This window comes from Salipaludibacillus keqinensis (genome assembly GCF_003226325.1).
GTDB classification, from domain to species: Bacteria; Bacillota; Bacilli; order Bacillales; family Salisediminibacteriaceae; genus Salipaludibacillus; species Salipaludibacillus keqinensis.
The window spans coordinates 228,886-244,733 of sequence record NZ_PDOD01000001.1 but is presented as its reverse complement, the minus strand read 5'-3'; the positions used below and the strand labels follow the sequence as shown (position 1 = coordinate 244,733).

The following is a 15,848-nucleotide window of genomic DNA, read 5'->3' as shown; positions in this document are numbered from 1 at the left end:
AACGCCATTGTTTTATAAAATTTTTAGTAATAAGAGACTAGTATATTAGACACCCTTTTCAATAGTTTACCAAAGAAACTTTTTTATGTATATGTGAATTTTATTCAAACGAAAGTTGGCTAAAAAGCTAATGCGTTCCTTATTAAGCCACTGCAAAGTGCTTATTATTGGATGAGTTGATTTTTATTATAAAAACACAGTCTCGCTTGCTCTAATCTCATCATCACAAAAGAGTATTTCACTTCATTTTCTCATGCCGTGTGCTATACTTTTCTTGTACACAATCATATTAAACAGGAGTGATTCGATGAATTTTGTTACACTCAATAACGGTCTGAAAATGCCTCAGCTTGGCTTTGGAGTTTGGCAAGTTGAAGACGAGAAAGCAACACCTGCAGTGATTAAAGCACTTGAAACCGGCTATCGTTCGATTGATACGGCGATGATTTATAAAAACGAGCGAGGTGTAGGAGAAGCTATTCGTCAAAGTGATGTTTCTCGCGAAGAAATGTTCATCACGACGAAAGTTTGGAACACGGATCAAGGATATGAAAATACAATCAAAGCATTTGAAGACAGTTTAGAAAGATTAGGACTGGATTACGTAGATTTATACTTGATTCACTGGCCAACGCCTGAATTTGATGACTATGTAGATACATACAAAGCGATGGAGAAGTTATACAAAGACGGTCGTGTGAAAGCGATTGGTGTCTGTAACTTCGATATGGATCATTTGCAGCGTTTATTAGATGAGTGCGAGGTGAAACCTGTATTAAATCAAGTAGAATGTCATCCGTTCTTAGCTCAAAATGAATTAAAAACGTTTTGCAAAAAGCATGATATTTTTGTAGAAGCTTGGAGCCCTCTAATGCAAGGTGGAGAAGTACTGAACCATCCTTTAGTTCAAGGAATTGCCCGCGACCATAATAAAACAGGTGCTCAAGTCATTATCCGTTGGCACTTGCAAAATGACTCCATTGTCATTCCAAAGTCCGTAACACCTTCAAGAATCGAAGAAAACTTTGATGTATTTACCTTTGAATTATCAGACGATGAAATGGAACTGATTAACAATTTAGACCGTGGCGAACGTAAAGGACCGAAACCGAGCGAAATGAACGTAAGATAACGTATAAAAAGAGCCAAGCGCTGTGCTTGGCTCTTTCTCTATAATCACTAATGAACGTTCTAAATTTGTTGACTACTTATAATCCCGGCTTTTTGAAGAGCTTGTTGCACGTTTGAGGTGATGTTCACTTTGTCGAAGTGTATTTCCTGTTGAATGACTGTTAATGCAATGTTTGATCGTACCCCAGTGAGGGTAATATTAACACCAATAAGAGCTAATGACTGGATCACAGAATTCAAATAAGAGGCAACGATATTGTCGATCGTAGGAACACCTGACATATCGAAAATTAGCTGAGTAATTTTGCGGTCTCTACATTGATGAAGGGTGTGATTCATTAAATGCTGACCTCTGCGCTCATCAATTTTTCCAATAATCGGACAAATAGCCGTTTTTTCTGTAATATTTATAATTGGGACTGATATTTCATCTAACTTCTCATGAAACTGATCCTCACGCCGATTTGTCGCCTCAACATGTGCAGATAAGACTTCTTTAATTCCTTGTTTAATTTCTTTATTCAATAAATCATGAACGTGCAATAATTCATCTGAAGTCAGGTTGAAACGGTCTTGAACTTCTTGTTGAAACATTGTCCAGATCGTCTTTGACATTTCATAGAGGCCGTCTATGATGGCCGTGACTGAGACACTTTGAGCTAATTCTGCTCGGTCGGTGTCAGAATCAATCAGTGGCATATTTTTATGTTCTATCATGGAGTCCGATACTAAGTGGGCTTGAAATCGTTGAATAAACCGAAAGAATATCTCTCGAAGATCATGAGTGTCATGATGATGAGACATTTCATCGTGCCTCATTACTTTATTAACAAGTTCTTCTTCGTTATCTACGACGTAATTTACAATGGTTTTGGAAATTTCTTTCATACTTCGTGTCATGAACTGATTGGTCTCCTTTAAAGTTGGGTCATGAACTCATTTTTCTTAATATTATTGTGTCACAGTATTGGAGAATATGTAAGAAGTATATTTTAATGTACCTAGGAGGAGAGAAGATGAAAGTCAAGCAAATCAGAGCGATCAAAGCAACTCTTGATATTGTTTGCGGGAAGTGGAAAGCGGCAATTTTGTTGGTTTTAGTAGGGAAAACACTGAGGTTTAGTGAAATCAAAGCAAGTCTCCCTAAGATTAATCATCAGACTTTAATTAAACAATTAAAAGAGCTTGAGAGGGATGGGTTACTTGAGCGTACATCCTATGATGAAGCCCCGCCAAGAGTAGAGTATACTTTAACCGAATACGGAGAAGATCTAGAAGAACTACTTACCCATATGATGAGCTGGGGGGAAAAACACCTCGAGTTAAAAAAACAACCTCTGGAGGAAGATGAAGTTATTATAGATAATTTTGAGGAAGAAAGAGTAACCTCTCAATAAAGACCATGAAAAAGAAGCGGTTTCCTAACCGCTTCTTTTGTTAATATTAAGCCATTTCTTTAGCAGCTTGAGCTAATTTATCATATAACGCTATTTCTTCTTCAAATACCGTCTGATCAACCATCTCTGCTTGGTCTGGGTTAGAGAAATCTAACGTTATCGTCGCCTCAAACTCATACGTTGCATTACCTCGCAGGGCTATACTGTATCGATCATGGTCATCTTTTTCAACCAAGCATTGAACCATACCACCTGGGTTCAGAACGAGGATCTTTTCATGAAATGTATTCATTCCTAACAAACAAGAGACGAGACTAGAGGCAGACATCGCCGTTCCACATGCATTAGTTAACCCCACTCCACGTTCAAACGTTTGAACAAAAATCCGACCGTCGTCCACTTGTCTTAAAAAACTTACATTTACTCCATTTGGAAAAGTCATCTTTAACTGATTCGCTTTTTCTCCTATCTGTCTCATTTCGTCTTCATCTACGTTATCTACAACTGTCACAATGTGAGGGTTAGGTACACTTAATGCGGTAAATTTCATTGTAGGGTGAAGTGCCTTTATCACTTGATCAATATGCTCAGGTTGCTCAGAAATGAGCGGAAGAGACTCAGTACGTAGTGAGACAGGTTTAATAGCTACTTCAAACGTTGGAATCTCTTCGTAAATCTCTTGAACTTGAGCTACTTTCAGATTGGCTTTCATCGTTTCGATGATCACTTGTTCTTCACCAAGCCGTTCTATTACATATCGCGCTACACACCTTAACCCATTTCCGCACATTTCTGCTTCAGTTCCATCTGTGTTGAACATACGCATCTTTGCATGGGCCTGATGACTATCTTGAATAAATAGAATGCCGTCTGATCCGATTGTTTTATCTCGACCTGCAAGCTGTTTAGACAGAATTACACGCTCTTCTTCTGTGAATGAGTATCTACCATTCATTTCATCAATAATAATAAAATCATTTCCAGAACCATGACATTTTAATATATCAATTTTCATTTTATACTCTCCTATAACTATTTTTATTATATCCCTTTATCTTAAGAGGTTCTTCTCTAGATGACAAATGATTTAACTAATTTAAATAACAATGAATTGAAAACTCCATTTCAAATCAAATGCTAAAAAACAACTTTTCACTAGAAAAGTTGTTTTTTAGCTAACTTATATTAACAGCAATCACTTTCGTTACCCGTCATGACTAAACCGCCGCCATCTTGCGTTTCCTGATAATCCAAGGCCATGTCGTTTGTCTGACCGTGAATCGCTTTATCAAAGGCGACTTGAATGCCGTTTACTTCTTCTACAACATCATTATCTGTTGGCTCATCCAGAGCCAATCCCAATTGGGGTCCGCCTCAACCCATGCCTGCGATAAAGATTTTGATGTTCTTCACACCATGTTCGTTCATCACTTCTTGAATATAACCTTTAGCTTTGTCTGTAATATTCATTATTTCACCTCAATTAATTTTACGATCAATCGTATTTTAACAAGACCAGAGGTGAATTTCAATGAGCTTGCTCAATTTGTACCGCTTAGTCCGTTTACAAATGTCTCAGCATTGTGCTTAATCATATCTATATAAGTTTCTGCACCAGATCCTTCTTCACCTACTGCATCTGTAAAGACTTCTCCAGCAATATCAACCCCTGAATTGTCAGAAACTGTTTCCATGTACCTTTGATCTACTGTCGATTCAACGAAAAGTGCAGGAAGGTCTTTCTCTTGAATAATATCAATCAAACGATTGATTTGCCCTGATGTCCCTTCTTCATGAGAATTAATTTCCCATATCCCTTCTGTTTCAAAACCGTAGTCTTCCCCAAAGTATTTGAAGGCATTCTCACTTATGACGATTGTTCTTTTATCTTCCGGTACATCCTGAACTTTTTCCTCAATCCACTGGTCTAATTCTTTAATTTCCTCAAGGTATGCTTCTGCATTTGCTCGATATTCATCTTCACCATCAGGATCACGTTCGGATAGGTCAGTGACAATATTCTCAATATAATAAGATGCATTTTTCGGGCTAAGCCATGCATGAGGATCCGGTGCCTCTTCTCCCTCAAGTGGAATTTCTGTAATTCCTTCAGATACAGTAACGACTGGTGTGTCTGAAGCGTTATCGACCACTTTTTCAAGCCACTCTTCCAGTCCCATCCCATTTACATAAAATACGTCTGAATCGCTCACATTTCTAAAGTCGCTAGGTACTGGTTCATATTCATGTGGTTCTTCACCGATTGGAACGATATAGTCAACCTGTCCTCGGTCACCTACAACTTGCTCAATCATATCACCTAAAATAGAGAAGCTAGTGGTAACATGTACTCCTTCACTTTCCTCTTCATTACCCTGTTCATTACCTTCTCCACATCCGCTTATTAGAAGAGCAACACATATTCCCGCTAGTGTAATAAAATTTCTTTTAAATGTTTTCATCTTTTAACAACTCCCTATAAATTAATAATTATTTCATTGACCATAACATATGATCCAAAACTTAAGTTGTGCACTAAACAAATTAAGTTTACAAAGTTTTAATATTTTAGTTATAGCTATAAAAGTTGCACTAAGGAAACTTTTTCATTATAAGCTGAATTATACATTTTCTTTTTTCATCTGTAAAGAAAAATGTATAAAGTGTTCTGAGAAATTAGATTGTAAGAATGTTGTTGAATAAAGGACCGTTTAAGGGAGACATTACACATCAAAAAACCTTCCTTGGAGGGACTGCATCCAAGGAAGGTTTAATCTCGTTATTGTTTATTTGTTGTAATGAAACCAAAGCTCACGTTCCCTCTCGTCTGTTAAATCAATCTTAGAAAGGTATTCAGGAGCACTTTCGATTTGTTCTCGAGTAACATCAATATTGATTTGAGCTTTGCCCCAATCAATGGCCTCCACCCATTCTGGCGAAATCAATACTTTCTTACCCCCTGGGAGCCATTTCTTTGTATCAGCCACAAAATATTTAATTCTAAATGAAGACTCATCCAGAAGCATGTCTTCGATTTTTCCGAACGTATCATCTTTGACGGAAAGTTCATAACCAGTCACAAGCTTGGCTTGGTGAACATGTGACTGGTTATCTTCCAATTCTTCTGCTCGGACAGGAACTTCTTCATAAACCATCTCTCTAGCAGAAGCTGCATTACCCCACACACCAGTTCCTAACCAGTAAGGGCTCATTCTGTAATAGTGACTAAAATCCTTTTCATACTTTCTCGTTACCGCTTCCTCTCCAGGGTCGGGAGCTTTTTGAGCTTCATCTTGTGTGATTCCTACTCGAATGACTTCTTCATTAATATCCATTTTCTCAATCGATACTGGAGAGATAAATACCTTTTCTGAAAGAAATGTCTTCCCCGTTTTCGCAACGATATAACGGATCGTCCACATATTTTCATCAAAGTAAACATCATCTACTTTCCCAATTTCTCCATCATTCCCAAAAACGGTATAAGATTGTAACCAGTTATAATGCAATAACATTTGAATTCACCTTTCCTTTTAGAATGGCTTTATTGATTTCATTTCCCATCTTTTTAACAGTAAAAACATTTGATTGATCATTTCCCATTTAATAATGTCAGAATCATCGATTGCTGTTGGTTTGCCTGCATCATCATGGACACGGACACTTGTTGCAACAACTGATGTTTCACAAGTCCCATCATCTCCCTAGCCATGTCTACATCTCGAATTCTCGATTCTGAAGATGTCAGTTGAACTCGATAGTTCGTCAAATGATTATACGTATGTTCTAACCGATTCTCGTAAGCACCAAGTCTAGAACGGTGTGAAGAAATTGATTGGATTGCTCCATCCACTAGCTCAAGGGCACCACTCGCCCCCTCCCTTGTTGAGATGTCGAGACCGTCGATCGCTAGCTTGGACAATTCCGTATCTGGAAGATTAATCGTCATGAATTGACCTGCATTGGCTCCTGTTTGAAGACGAAGTTCCCCACCTTGATAAAGGGGATTGTTGTTGAACATCGTATTGTTTCTAACTTGAATCATTTCTTGTAATATTTGATCAACTTCTTGTTGAAGGAACGCTCTATCTTCTGAAGAATAAATATCATTTGCCGATTGAACACTCAATTCACGTACACGTTGCAGCATGGAGTGTTGTTCGCTCAATCCACCTTCTGCTGTCCTAATTAAAGAAACTCCATCTAGCACATTTCGTTTCGCTTGTTCAATTCCACGGATTTGCGCTCTCATTCGTTCAGAAATAGCTAAGCCTGCAGGATCATCCGCTGCCCGATTGATTCGTTGGCCTGAAGATAATCGTTCCATATGCTTCATCATTTGTTTTTGGTGAAGTCCAGCATGCCTTAATGCAAATTGCTGTACCATTCCGATGTTACGTAGCATAAGCTCTCGCCCTTTCCATTTATCTACTCTTTATATCGGTAAGTTGTGAGAGAAATCGGACTGTTTCTTTAAAAATATTTAAATTCCCCATTTTTTTCAGAGTATAAAGAAAGAGCTCAGGATTCGCTTCCTGAGCTCCTAAAAACTAATTTTTAAAATGATATACTCTCGTTTCATAGGGCTTTAACGTGATTTCATTACTTTTCAAGTCTTCAACCTCGTAATTAGAAATGAACAGGTGGCGGTCCCGATCTCGATAATCCCTGAGGATTTCCACGGTAGGGGTTCTATCATAAAAATTACAATAGACAACCAGCGTCTCATCTCCTAATTCACGTTTATAAGCAAACACTTCTTCGTGATCATTCAATATCACATCAAAGCTGCCATACACTACTATATCGTACTGGTGTCTTAATTGAATCAGTTGCTGATAGTAATAGAAAATGGATTTTCCGTCTTCTAAAGCTTGTTTCGCATTAATCTGCATATAATTCGGATTCAAGCGGATCCATGGAGTACCTGAAGTGAACCCTGCATGGTCTGAGTCGTCCCATTGTACAGGTGTTCTCGCATTATCTCGTCCTTTAACATAAATTCGTTTCATTAACTCATCGTGAGCAATGCCTTCTGCACGTTTCTCGTTGTACATATTTAATGTCTCAATATCTTTATAATCATCGATATTCTCAAATTTCACGTTTGTCATCCCTAATTCTTCACCTTGATAAATGTAAGGAGTCCCCCTCATCATATGAAGAAGCGTAGCCAACATTTTTGCCGACTCTTCCCGGTACTTACCGTCATTAGCAAACCGTGAAACCATCCGAGGTTGGTCGTGATTATTCATATACAAACTATTCCAGCCGTCTTTCTCTAAAGCTTTTTGCCATTTCACTAAATTATCCCGAAGGGCACTTAACTTTAACGGTCGAAGATCCCACTTTCCTTCTGGACCAGAGTCAAGATCAACGTGCTCGAATTGAAAGACCATGTTTACTTCTTCTCGGTCTTCTTGTGTGTAGCGAACAGCTTCTTGAGGACCTACGCCAGGCATTTCCCCAACTGTCATCATATCGTAATCTTTCATTACTTCATTATGCATTTCATGTAAAAATTCATGAATACGAGGACCGTTCATAAAGTAATCTCCGCCGGGAACGTATTTTTTCCCTTGAGGATTTGGTGCATCAGGTAACCCTGGAACCTTAGAAATGAAATTAATCACATCCATGCGAAAACCATCAATGCCTTTATCCAACCACCAACGCATCATATCGTAAACCTCGCGACGCACCGAAGGGTTTTCCCAATTTAGATCAGGTTGTTTTTTAGAGAACAAGTGTAAAAAATACTCTTCAGTCGCCTCATCATATTCCCAAGCTGAACCACTAAATGCCGATTCCCAATTGTTAGGCTCAGATCCATCTTCTTTACCAGGACGCCATATGTAATAATCACGATAAGGATGATCTTTTGACTTTCGTGATTCGGCAAACCAGGCGTGTTCATCAGAAGAATGATTCACAACTAGGTCCATGATTAATCTTAAGCCTCTACTATGCGCTTCCTTTAATAACTCATCCCAATCATCCATCGTCCCAAACTCATCCATAATCTCTTGATAGTCACTGATATCATACCCATTATCGTCGTTAGGAGATTTATAAACTGGCGATAACCATATCACGTCTACTCCAAGTTTCTTTAAATAATCAAGTTTTTCAATAATTCCTTTAATATCTCCTATTCCATCTCCATTACTGTCGTTGAAACTACGAGGGTAAATTTGGTATACAACGCTTTCTTTCCACCATTTTTTTGTTTGTTGCATAAGATTTTTCCTCCCTTTAATAAAATAACCCTTTTGTATTTTTCCGAAGTAGCACCGTTTTTCTTTCTACAATTTCATGTTCCGCTTCAATATTTGAAATTGCTTTTCCTCTGTTTTCACGTATCGTTAATAATAATGTTACAGCTTGTTTTCCCATATCATCTAGCGGTTGAGCTATAGTCGTCAAAGGTGGGATCGCCATTTCCGCTGCCATCGTATTATCGTAGCCTAGGACTGCTAAATCCTTAGGAACAGAAATCCCTTTATCGTAAGCTTCTGATAGCACCCCGACAGCCATTTCATCACTGCTTGCAAAGACGGCACTAAATGGAGTTTTGGCTGCTAATAACTGACGCAACCCTTTTTTTCCAGATTGGAATCGGAAATCTCCATAAACCATTAGAGCCTCATTAATGGGCATCCCGTGATCTTTCATAGCCTGTCGGAATCCTTTATCTCTTGGTTTACCTGCGATCAAATCATCCTGTTCTCCTCCTATGAAGGCAATTTGTTCGTGACCTTTAGTTAATAAATAACTTGTTCCATCATAGGCTGCCTGATAGTCATCAACTTTCACATAAGGAAACGGATGAGTTAAAGATTGAGTTGATACAAACACAATTGGACAAGTCATGGCTTCTAATAATTGGCCTTGAGCCAATGATAATTGATCACTAGCGTAGATCATGCCATCCACTTGTTTTTCTTTAAGCACTTGAAGGTCCTGAATAGATCGATCTTCTTTCGAGTCTGTGTGACATACGAAAACACTATACCCTTCTTTTCGCGCCGTCGTTTCAATACCTTCTAATAATTTTGACGCAAATAAACCTGACACTTTCGGAAGTAATACACCGATCGTTCTTGTTTCCCTTCCTACAAGTCCCCGAGCAATCGCATTGGGTGTGTAGCCTAGTTCTTCAATACTTTTTAGAACCTTTTCTTTCGTTTTCTTTCCAAAGCCTGGTTGGTTGTTCACAATTCTCGAAACCGTAGCAATAGACACGCCTGCATGCTTAGCTACATCTTTAATTGTAATACTCACTATGCTAACCCCATTTACGTAAACGTTTACTCACTAAATTTACCATAGGACGGAAGCGTTTTCAAATAGAAAGTTATTTCGGAATCCGAATTTTTTTGTTAAAATTGAAAGAAGATTCAGATGAAAGGGGATTTACTATGTCTAAGCAACCTATCACGTCGCAAGATTTACGGAAGTTGAATGTATTAAATGATCCGCAACTATCTCCGGATGGAGGTACATGTGCATTTGTTCGTCAATATATAACAGACGAAGATGAATACACTTCCCACCTTTTTCTACAAAAAATTCAAGACGACACGCCAGAACAATGGACTTTTGGAGAAGGAACCGTCTCGTCTCCCCGATTTTCACCTGATGGGCAATGGCTCACCTTCGTTTCTAAAAGAGGGACTCAAAAGACACCACAACTCTATTTACTTTCTTTAAATGGGGGAGAAGCTAAGTCCGTTACACATTTAGAAAACGGAGCTGGACAGCCAATTTGGTCTCCTGATTCGTCTAGAATATTATTTACTACATCGTTTGAGAAAGGGGATCTGCCTTCCACATCAATTGATGATAAAAAGGAAAAACAAACGGAGAAATCTCAACCATTGATTGTGGAAAGATTAAAGTATAAGTCTGATGCGGCAGGATTCTTAGATCAAAAAAATAAGCAGTTAGCTATTTACCATGTAGACAATGAAACGACCGAGTTTATCACTGACGAGGAGTTTGATCATGAACCTTCTTCTTGGTCTCCGGATGGTGAAAAGGTTTGTTATTTTTCTAACAAACAAGGTGACGACAAACTCGTTTCTGACATCTACCTTCTGGATGTGCATTCGAAAAAGGACAAACAGTTAACAAATGGGAAAGGAATGTTTTCACATGGAACTTTCTCTCCTGACGGGAAAACGGTTGCTTGCTTAGGACACATGAAAGAGTTTGCCGGCGCCACCCATAGTAAAATTTGGACGATTGATTTATCCACTAACGAGACCTCTTGTATTACAGAGGGTTGGGATATGAATGTTAGCGATTCATGTATTGGTGATATTCGCTCAGGTCAAGCAAACCCTGGCCCAGTATGGACTGAAGATAGTACTTCAATCTTTGCGTTAGCAAGTGCCTGGGGGAATACAGAGCTCTATCAAGTTCATTTAAATGGAGAAGTCCAGCCGATGACTAACGGACAACATCATGTTTTTGGATTTAGCATTCATGAAGAGACGAAGACTGCGATCATAGGTGTTAGTTCACCTACTAATCCTGGTGAACTTTACGCTCTCTCTTTAGAAACGAAGAAGTCTAAACAACTTACATTCATGAATGAACAGCTACTAAAGGACGTTCAATTACAAGAACCAGAAGAAATTCTCTTTAAGGGAAAAGATGGTCTAGAGATCCAAGGCTGGATTCTAAAGCCCGTTGGATTTAAAGAAGGAGAATCTTATCCTGGTATACTTGAAATACACGGTGGTCCTCATGCCATGTATGGAAATACATTTTTCCACGAGCTTCAGTTATTTGCCGCAAACGGTTATGCTGTTTTCTATTCAAATCCTAGGGGAAGCCATGGATACGGACAATCCTTTGTAGATGCTTGTCGCGGTGATTACGGAGGCATGGATTATGAGGATATTCTTTCATTTACAGATGCTGTCCTTGACCATTGTCCTTGGATTGATGAAAAGCGCTTAGGTGTGACAGGAGGCAGTTATGGAGGATTCATGACAAATTGGATTATTGGTCATACAAACCGGTTCAAGGCCGCAGCAACGTTACGTTGTATATCCAATTGGATAAGTTTTTACGGTGTCAGTGACATCGGATACTTCTTTACAGAATGGGAAGTTGGAACGGATTTGTTAAAAGATCCAGACAAACTTTGGAATCACTCCCCATTAAAATATGTAAATAAAATGGAAACTCCTTTGCTTATCATGCACGGAGAAAAAGATTACCGTTGCCCAGTTGAGCAAGCTGAACAATTATATGTAGCTTTACACCAACGTGGCCAAGAACCTAGATTCGTCAGGTTTCCCGACTCCAACCACGAGCTTTCGAGAAGCGGAGCCCCACATTTACGCCAAGCTAGGTTAAAAGAACTAACAGACTGGTTTGAAAAACATCTTCAAAATTAACCTTTGTCAACAGCCGAATTTTTTACTTTCGGCTGTTTTTCTGTCGCAACCAAATATTTGAATCGTGAACATAAAGAGCTTTAAAAAGAGTCTGCTACCTTTCCCTAAAGGAGGTCCAGACTCTTTTGAGTTATTTGATTTCGAATAATCCTGCTTCTACGATGGCATTAATAAATTCTTTGTCTGGCTCACCTTCAAAGTCCAGTTCAACGTCCTGGCCTGGCTGTAAAGATAATGCAAGTAGTCCTAATAAGCTCTTAGCGTCGATTACCCAATGGTCTTTCTTAATTAAAATCTTTCCTGGATATTCACTTGCACGGTTTACAAACATACTCGCTGATTCCGCGAATATAGGTTTCTTTACAGTGAGTTTCATCCCTACACCTCCGACTAAGTTATTCCATCATTATAACTAATTATTCCTTATCCGCCAAGCGATGTTTATGATTTATAGTTTAAGAAGCTTTTAATGATATTAACTATTTAAAAACAAGGCTTGTCGAGACTATTCATATTCCACCTTTAAACCTGCTTTTATGTCTAGATTTTTGGAATCGTTTAAAGCAAAAAAACCGTATTTAGTCTTTACATTTGATATTATAATAAAAAGATAGATAATGGAGGATGACTGCAAATGGATAAAATGACTGACGAAATGATACAGTATTTTAAACACAAAAAAGCGAAGGTGCTTGATTACGACAAGTACACACGTTTTGCTATTTTTGTGCCGCTTATTGAAAAAGACGGCGAGCTTCATATTATTTTTCAAATCCGATCTCGACACGTTCGTCAGCCAGGAGAAATTTGCTTTCCTGGAGGTAAAGTAGAGAAGTCTGACCCTTCTTTTGAATTTGCTGCCATTCGTGAATTAAGTGAGGAATTAGGCGTGTCTTCAGAAGAAGTGGAACTCTTAGGGGAACTTGATTATATGGTGACCCCTTTTCGATTTATGTTGTTCCCATTTATAGGAACTCTTCCAAAGAACACAAACTTTCAATTAAACCATGGTGAAGTGGAAGACATATTCTTTGCACCTCTTTCTAAATTGGTGAAAATGACACCAAAAGAGCATCAAGTTTATCTAGAAATGGAACCTGAGAAAAACTTCCCTTACCACCTTATTCCAAATGGTGAAGATTACCATTGGCGAACTGGCTTAGTCAACGAACAGTTTTACGAATACAATGGCTATGTGATTTGGGGACTAACTGCAAGAATATTGACTCACGTACTAGATGAAATCCAATCTGTGTCTCCTCTTTCATCTACCAAAGATTCAAACTAAAAAAATACCGCGTCCTCTAGGGGATGCGGTATCGTTATATACGTTCCTATTCGTCGTCTTGATATAGTACTTTTTCTGTTTTAATAGAACTTGCATGTAATGAAACGGCCGCCACTACAAGGACCCCTGTCATTACGATTAATAACGTATAGTCACTTGCCTGCACCGTTTCATTTGGTAATACCATACCTAATAGTAAGAAACCAGACAGGGCTAACAAGATAAAAGCAAAACGACGATAGTCTTCTATTTTATGTTTTAATTTCGTTTCTTTTTGTTCCGTCATAAGAATCACCTCGCAGAAGTACTGATCAATGAAACTATGAACAGTATAACATGAGGTTCCCGGTCGTTGAGCTAGCAATTTCTTCCCATTTATCCATCGATCCATTTACTTTTGTTTACGAATTTCCTCTAACATTAGCATCACCATTTTGGCAGAATGGACAGAGGCTGTTTCCAAAAATTGATCGTATGAAATTTTGGCATCTGTCCCTGCAATGTCTGATAGCGAACGAATAATTACAAAAGGTGTCTGAAATTGATGACAAACTTGTGCAATGGCTCCCGCTTCCATTTCGGAACAAGAAGGATCGTTAAATCTTCTACGTATATCAGAAACTCTGTCATGATCACTCATAAAGGAGTCACCTGATATGACCAATCCTTTTACAGCTCGCACACCTACCTCAGTCGCACATTCCTCAGCTAGACTTATCAACATGCTGTTAGGACTATAGAAAGCTGGCATTCTAGGTACCTGTCCAAATTCGTAGCCGAAAACTGTTGCGTCAACATCATTATAACGAACTTCGGTAGAGATAACGATGTCTCCTACTGCGAGATCGTGATGAAACCCTCCGGCAGACCCTGTATTAATAATAAAATCAGGAAAATATAACTGATTCATCAGTGTTGTACTTATTGCAGCATTTACTTTGCCTATACCTGATTTGGACAATATCACGTCCACTCCGTTTAATCGACCGAGAAAAAACTCACAACCCGCAATAATCGCTTCCTCAGAAACCTCCATTTCAGACTTTAATAATTCTACTTCTTCTTCCATAGCTCCAATAACACCAATCCGCATAATAACATCCTTTCTATCGCATTTTCACTCTCTCTATCATAGCGAATCTCAGTTGGTGGAACAACAACGATTTTCTTCCAAAGAGATTGTGACAAATATTCTTTTCCGGTAAAATAGAATCGAAATGGAGTGATTTTAAAAATGATTATCCAGCCAGACAAACTTAAAGACAAAGTTGAGATGTTCGAAGCTTCTAGTTTAGCGGAACTTGAAGAAAGAATAAGCAGAAAGATTGAGGATAACCAAGCGATTTTGCTTGAAGTTTATCATGTGTCTCACCAGCTAACGATTGACCAAAACACCGGTAGGAAATATTACACAGCGGTCGTACATTTTAAAAAAATGTAAACAGTTGAAGTGAATGTGCACGATAATTATATGACATGGTCTTTGGGTAAGGGAAGTGCGACGATTTCTTCGTCTAGTGACAGACATTATTGACACGACCTTGCTAATCACTTGATAAGAAATAGGCTAACGAATTTTTCACCTTCAAATTTATCATGTGTGTTTACAGAGTATAGAAAAGGTCAGGAACGATTGAACGTCCTGACCTTCATCACAAAGGGAGCTGGAGTTCACGATGGCTCAGTTAGTCTCCTAGCTACTTTATTAATTAATGACTCACGTACGGGTTAGAAGATAACCTTTCTACGCTTACTGGCATCCACCCTTCATTCTCTACCCATTCAATCCTTACTTTGTACGGTTCAAAGCGGTCCTCGTGCGTACTGACGGTCCCGACCGCCGACTCTTGATCTCCACCATTTCTGATTTGCCATACGACCATTTCATCTGCACTCAATCCAGTTGCATATTGCAGAGCTCGGTCCATTTCTTCACGATTAACGGTACCATCGCCGTAATCAGGTGAGAAACGCTCCCCTTGTTCTGTTCCAATTGGTCCCCACTCGCCATCTTCTGATTCCGGAAACTCTTCGTTTCCTTCATTTTCCTCGTTTGCTTCGTTTCCTTCATTTGATTCGTTGTTGTCGTTGTTCTCGTTGTTCTCGTTGTTTTCGTTGTTTTCGTTGTTTTCGTTGTTTTCGTTGTTTTCGTTGTTTTCGTTGTTTTCGTTGTTTTCGTTGTTTTCGTTTTCTTCATTGGTCTCATTGTTATTTTCTTGCTCTTCATTATTCTCGTTATTGTTATTATTCACTTCATTAAGGTCTTCCTCAGATTCCAAAGAATTCGTATTGGATTCATTCTCATTTTCGGATTGAGAACTGTCAATAGAGATATCTCCAGCTTCCCCGTTGGTATTATTATTCGAGTCGTTACCAGTTCCATTATTCCCAGATGTCTCATTTATCTCAGCCTCATTCGTCGTAGCGGTATCATCTGAACTTCCTCCGAAAATAAGCGTACCACCAATAAAGACAATAAGTAGTGCTACAACACCTATGGATAGATTTAATATGGTGTTTAACTTTTTCTTCTTTCTCATATCTGTGCGTTGAGGGGGGTAATTCCCATAATTACTCATGAATTGTACTTCCTCCTTTTTCCTGCTGATCATTACTAAT

At 38.6% G+C, this 15,848-nt stretch carries 17 protein-coding genes; 5 read left to right on the top strand and 12 right to left on the bottom strand.

Annotation, left to right across the window (positions count from 1 at the left end; translation table 11 throughout):
* Positions 1 to 307 precede the first annotated feature (307 nt).
* Positions 308 to 1,132 carry an aldo/keto reductase gene (locus tag CR194_RS01240; protein ID WP_110607826.1) on the top strand — a complete coding sequence of 275 codons (825 nt, stop codon included), beginning with the start codon at positions 308 to 310 and terminating at the stop codon, positions 1,130 to 1,132.
* A gap of 59 nt (positions 1,133 to 1,191) precedes the next feature.
* On the opposite strand, the gene CR194_RS01235 is transcribed toward CR194_RS01240, so the two are convergent.
* Positions 1,192 to 2,031 (bottom strand): STAS domain-containing protein, encoded by an 840-nt coding sequence (locus CR194_RS01235; RefSeq protein ID WP_110607825.1) that lies wholly within the window; start codon positions 2,029 to 2,031, stop codon positions 1,192 to 1,194.
* A gap of 116 nt (positions 2,032 to 2,147) precedes the next feature.
* On the opposite strand from CR194_RS01235, the gene CR194_RS01230 reads away from it, so the two are divergent.
* Complete coding sequence (locus CR194_RS01230; RefSeq protein WP_110607824.1) at positions 2,148 to 2,528, top strand: winged helix-turn-helix transcriptional regulator; 381 nt, start codon at positions 2,148 to 2,150, stop codon at positions 2,526 to 2,528.
* A gap of 46 nt (positions 2,529 to 2,574) precedes the next feature.
* Here the strand turns inward: CR194_RS01230 and dapF are convergent, their stop codons facing one another.
* The 7 genes from dapF to CR194_RS01200 form a co-directional block, all read right to left on the bottom strand.
* Entirely contained in the window at positions 2,575 to 3,543 is a 969-nt protein-coding gene (gene dapF / locus CR194_RS01225) for a diaminopimelate epimerase (protein ID WP_110607823.1), read from the bottom strand.
* Positions 3,544 to 3,713: 170 nt separating this feature from the next.
* Positions 3,714 to 3,890, bottom strand: coding sequence for a hypothetical protein (locus CR194_RS20140; protein WP_158282135.1), 177 nt, complete (start codon positions 3,888 to 3,890; stop codon positions 3,714 to 3,716).
* Between the two features lie 179 nt (positions 3,891 to 4,069).
* The gene (locus CR194_RS01220; RefSeq protein ID WP_110607822.1) at positions 4,070 to 4,990 is read right to left on the bottom strand and encodes a metal ABC transporter substrate-binding protein; all 921 of its coding nucleotides are present in this window, start codon (positions 4,988 to 4,990) and stop codon (positions 4,070 to 4,072) included.
* A 324-nt stretch (positions 4,991 to 5,314) separates the two neighbouring features.
* A complete protein-coding gene (locus tag CR194_RS01215) occupies positions 5,315 to 6,043 on the bottom strand; it encodes a PRC-barrel domain-containing protein (protein WP_110607821.1) in 729 nt (242 codons plus the stop codon).
* Between the two features lie 77 nt (positions 6,044 to 6,120).
* Positions 6,121 to 6,933, bottom strand: coding sequence for a flagellin N-terminal helical domain-containing protein (locus CR194_RS01210; protein WP_110607820.1), 813 nt, complete (start codon positions 6,931 to 6,933; stop codon positions 6,121 to 6,123).
* Positions 6,934 to 7,078: 145 nt separating this feature from the next.
* Positions 7,079 to 8,767 carry a glycoside hydrolase family 13 protein gene (locus CR194_RS01205; protein ID WP_110607819.1) on the bottom strand — a complete coding sequence of 563 codons (1,689 nt, stop codon included), beginning with the start codon at positions 8,765 to 8,767 and terminating at the stop codon, positions 7,079 to 7,081.
* A 16-nt stretch (positions 8,768 to 8,783) separates the two neighbouring features.
* Complete coding sequence (locus CR194_RS01200; protein WP_110607818.1) at positions 8,784 to 9,812, bottom strand: substrate-binding domain-containing protein; 1,029 nt, start codon at positions 9,810 to 9,812, stop codon at positions 8,784 to 8,786.
* Between the two features lie 137 nt (positions 9,813 to 9,949).
* Here CR194_RS01200 and CR194_RS01195 point away from each other — a divergent pair, with 137 nt between their 5' ends.
* A complete protein-coding gene (locus CR194_RS01195; RefSeq protein WP_110607817.1) occupies positions 9,950 to 11,941 on the top strand; it encodes a S9 family peptidase in 1,992 nt (663 codons plus the stop codon).
* 130 nt (positions 11,942 to 12,071) lie between these two features.
* Here the strand turns inward: CR194_RS01195 and CR194_RS01190 are convergent, their stop codons facing one another.
* On the bottom strand, positions 12,072 to 12,317 hold the full coding sequence (locus tag CR194_RS01190) for an HPr family phosphocarrier protein (RefSeq protein WP_110607816.1): 246 nt from the start codon (positions 12,315 to 12,317) through the stop codon (positions 12,072 to 12,074).
* A gap of 258 nt (positions 12,318 to 12,575) precedes the next feature.
* Here CR194_RS01190 and CR194_RS01185 point away from each other — a divergent pair, with 258 nt between their 5' ends.
* Positions 12,576 to 13,229, top strand: coding sequence for an NUDIX hydrolase (locus CR194_RS01185; RefSeq protein WP_233254185.1), 654 nt, complete (start codon positions 12,576 to 12,578; stop codon positions 13,227 to 13,229).
* A 46-nt stretch (positions 13,230 to 13,275) separates the two neighbouring features.
* Here the strand turns inward: CR194_RS01185 and CR194_RS01180 are convergent, their stop codons facing one another.
* The gene (locus CR194_RS01180) at positions 13,276 to 13,620 is read right to left on the bottom strand and encodes a YrhC family protein (protein ID WP_110607815.1); all 345 of its coding nucleotides are present in this window, start codon (positions 13,618 to 13,620) and stop codon (positions 13,276 to 13,278) included.
* Positions 13,621 to 14,322, bottom strand: coding sequence for a 5'-methylthioadenosine/S-adenosylhomocysteine nucleosidase (gene mtnN / locus CR194_RS01175; RefSeq protein WP_110607814.1), 702 nt, complete (start codon positions 14,320 to 14,322; stop codon positions 13,621 to 13,623).
* Positions 14,323 to 14,451: 129 nt separating this feature from the next.
* Between mtnN and CR194_RS01170 the strand changes: the two genes are divergently transcribed.
* Positions 14,452 to 14,670, top strand: coding sequence for a DUF2536 family protein (locus CR194_RS01170; protein WP_408640714.1), 219 nt, complete (start codon positions 14,452 to 14,454; stop codon positions 14,668 to 14,670).
* 268 nt (positions 14,671 to 14,938) lie between these two features.
* On the opposite strand, the gene CR194_RS01165 is transcribed toward CR194_RS01170, so the two are convergent.
* Positions 14,939 to 15,808: a DUF1510 family protein gene (locus CR194_RS01165; protein ID WP_158282134.1), complete on the bottom strand. Its 870-nt coding sequence runs from the start codon at positions 15,806 to 15,808 to the stop codon at positions 14,939 to 14,941.
* Positions 15,809 to 15,848 lie beyond the last annotated feature (40 nt).

Coding starts and splice junctions, on each gene's coding strand:
- CR194_RS01220 (WP_110607822.1), bottom strand. CDS start 4,990: ATGAAAACATTTAAAAGAAATTTTATTACACTAGCGGGAATATGTGTT.
- CR194_RS01235 (WP_110607825.1), bottom strand. CDS start 2,031: ATGACACGAAGTATGAAAGAAATTTCCAAAACCATTGTAAATTACGTC.
- CR194_RS01195 (WP_110607817.1), top strand. CDS start 9,950: ATGTCTAAGCAACCTATCACGTCGCAAGATTTACGGAAGTTGAATGTA.
- dapF (WP_110607823.1), bottom strand. CDS start 3,543: ATGAAAATTGATATATTAAAATGTCATGGTTCTGGAAATGATTTTATT.
- mtnN (WP_110607814.1), bottom strand. CDS start 14,322: ATGCGGATTGGTGTTATTGGAGCTATGGAAGAAGAAGTAGAATTATTA.
- CR194_RS01215 (WP_110607821.1), bottom strand. CDS start 6,043: ATGTTATTGCATTATAACTGGTTACAATCTTATACCGTTTTTGGGAAT.
- CR194_RS01210 (WP_110607820.1), bottom strand. CDS start 6,933: ATGCTACGTAACATCGGAATGGTACAGCAATTTGCATTAAGGCATGCT.
- CR194_RS01205 (WP_110607819.1), bottom strand. CDS start 8,767: ATGCAACAAACAAAAAAATGGTGGAAAGAAAGCGTTGTATACCAAATT.
- CR194_RS01165 (WP_158282134.1), bottom strand. CDS start 15,808: ATGAGTAATTATGGGAATTACCCCCCTCAACGCACAGATATGAGAAAG.
- CR194_RS01190 (WP_110607816.1), bottom strand. CDS start 12,317: ATGAAACTCACTGTAAAGAAACCTATATTCGCGGAATCAGCGAGTATG.
- CR194_RS01240 (WP_110607826.1), top strand. CDS start 308: ATGAATTTTGTTACACTCAATAACGGTCTGAAAATGCCTCAGCTTGGC.
- CR194_RS01185 (WP_233254185.1), top strand. CDS start 12,576: ATGGATAAAATGACTGACGAAATGATACAGTATTTTAAACACAAAAAA.
- CR194_RS01230 (WP_110607824.1), top strand. CDS start 2,148: ATGAAAGTCAAGCAAATCAGAGCGATCAAAGCAACTCTTGATATTGTT.
- CR194_RS01180 (WP_110607815.1), bottom strand. CDS start 13,620: ATGGATCGATGGATAAATGGGAAGAAATTGCTAGCTCAACGACCGGGA.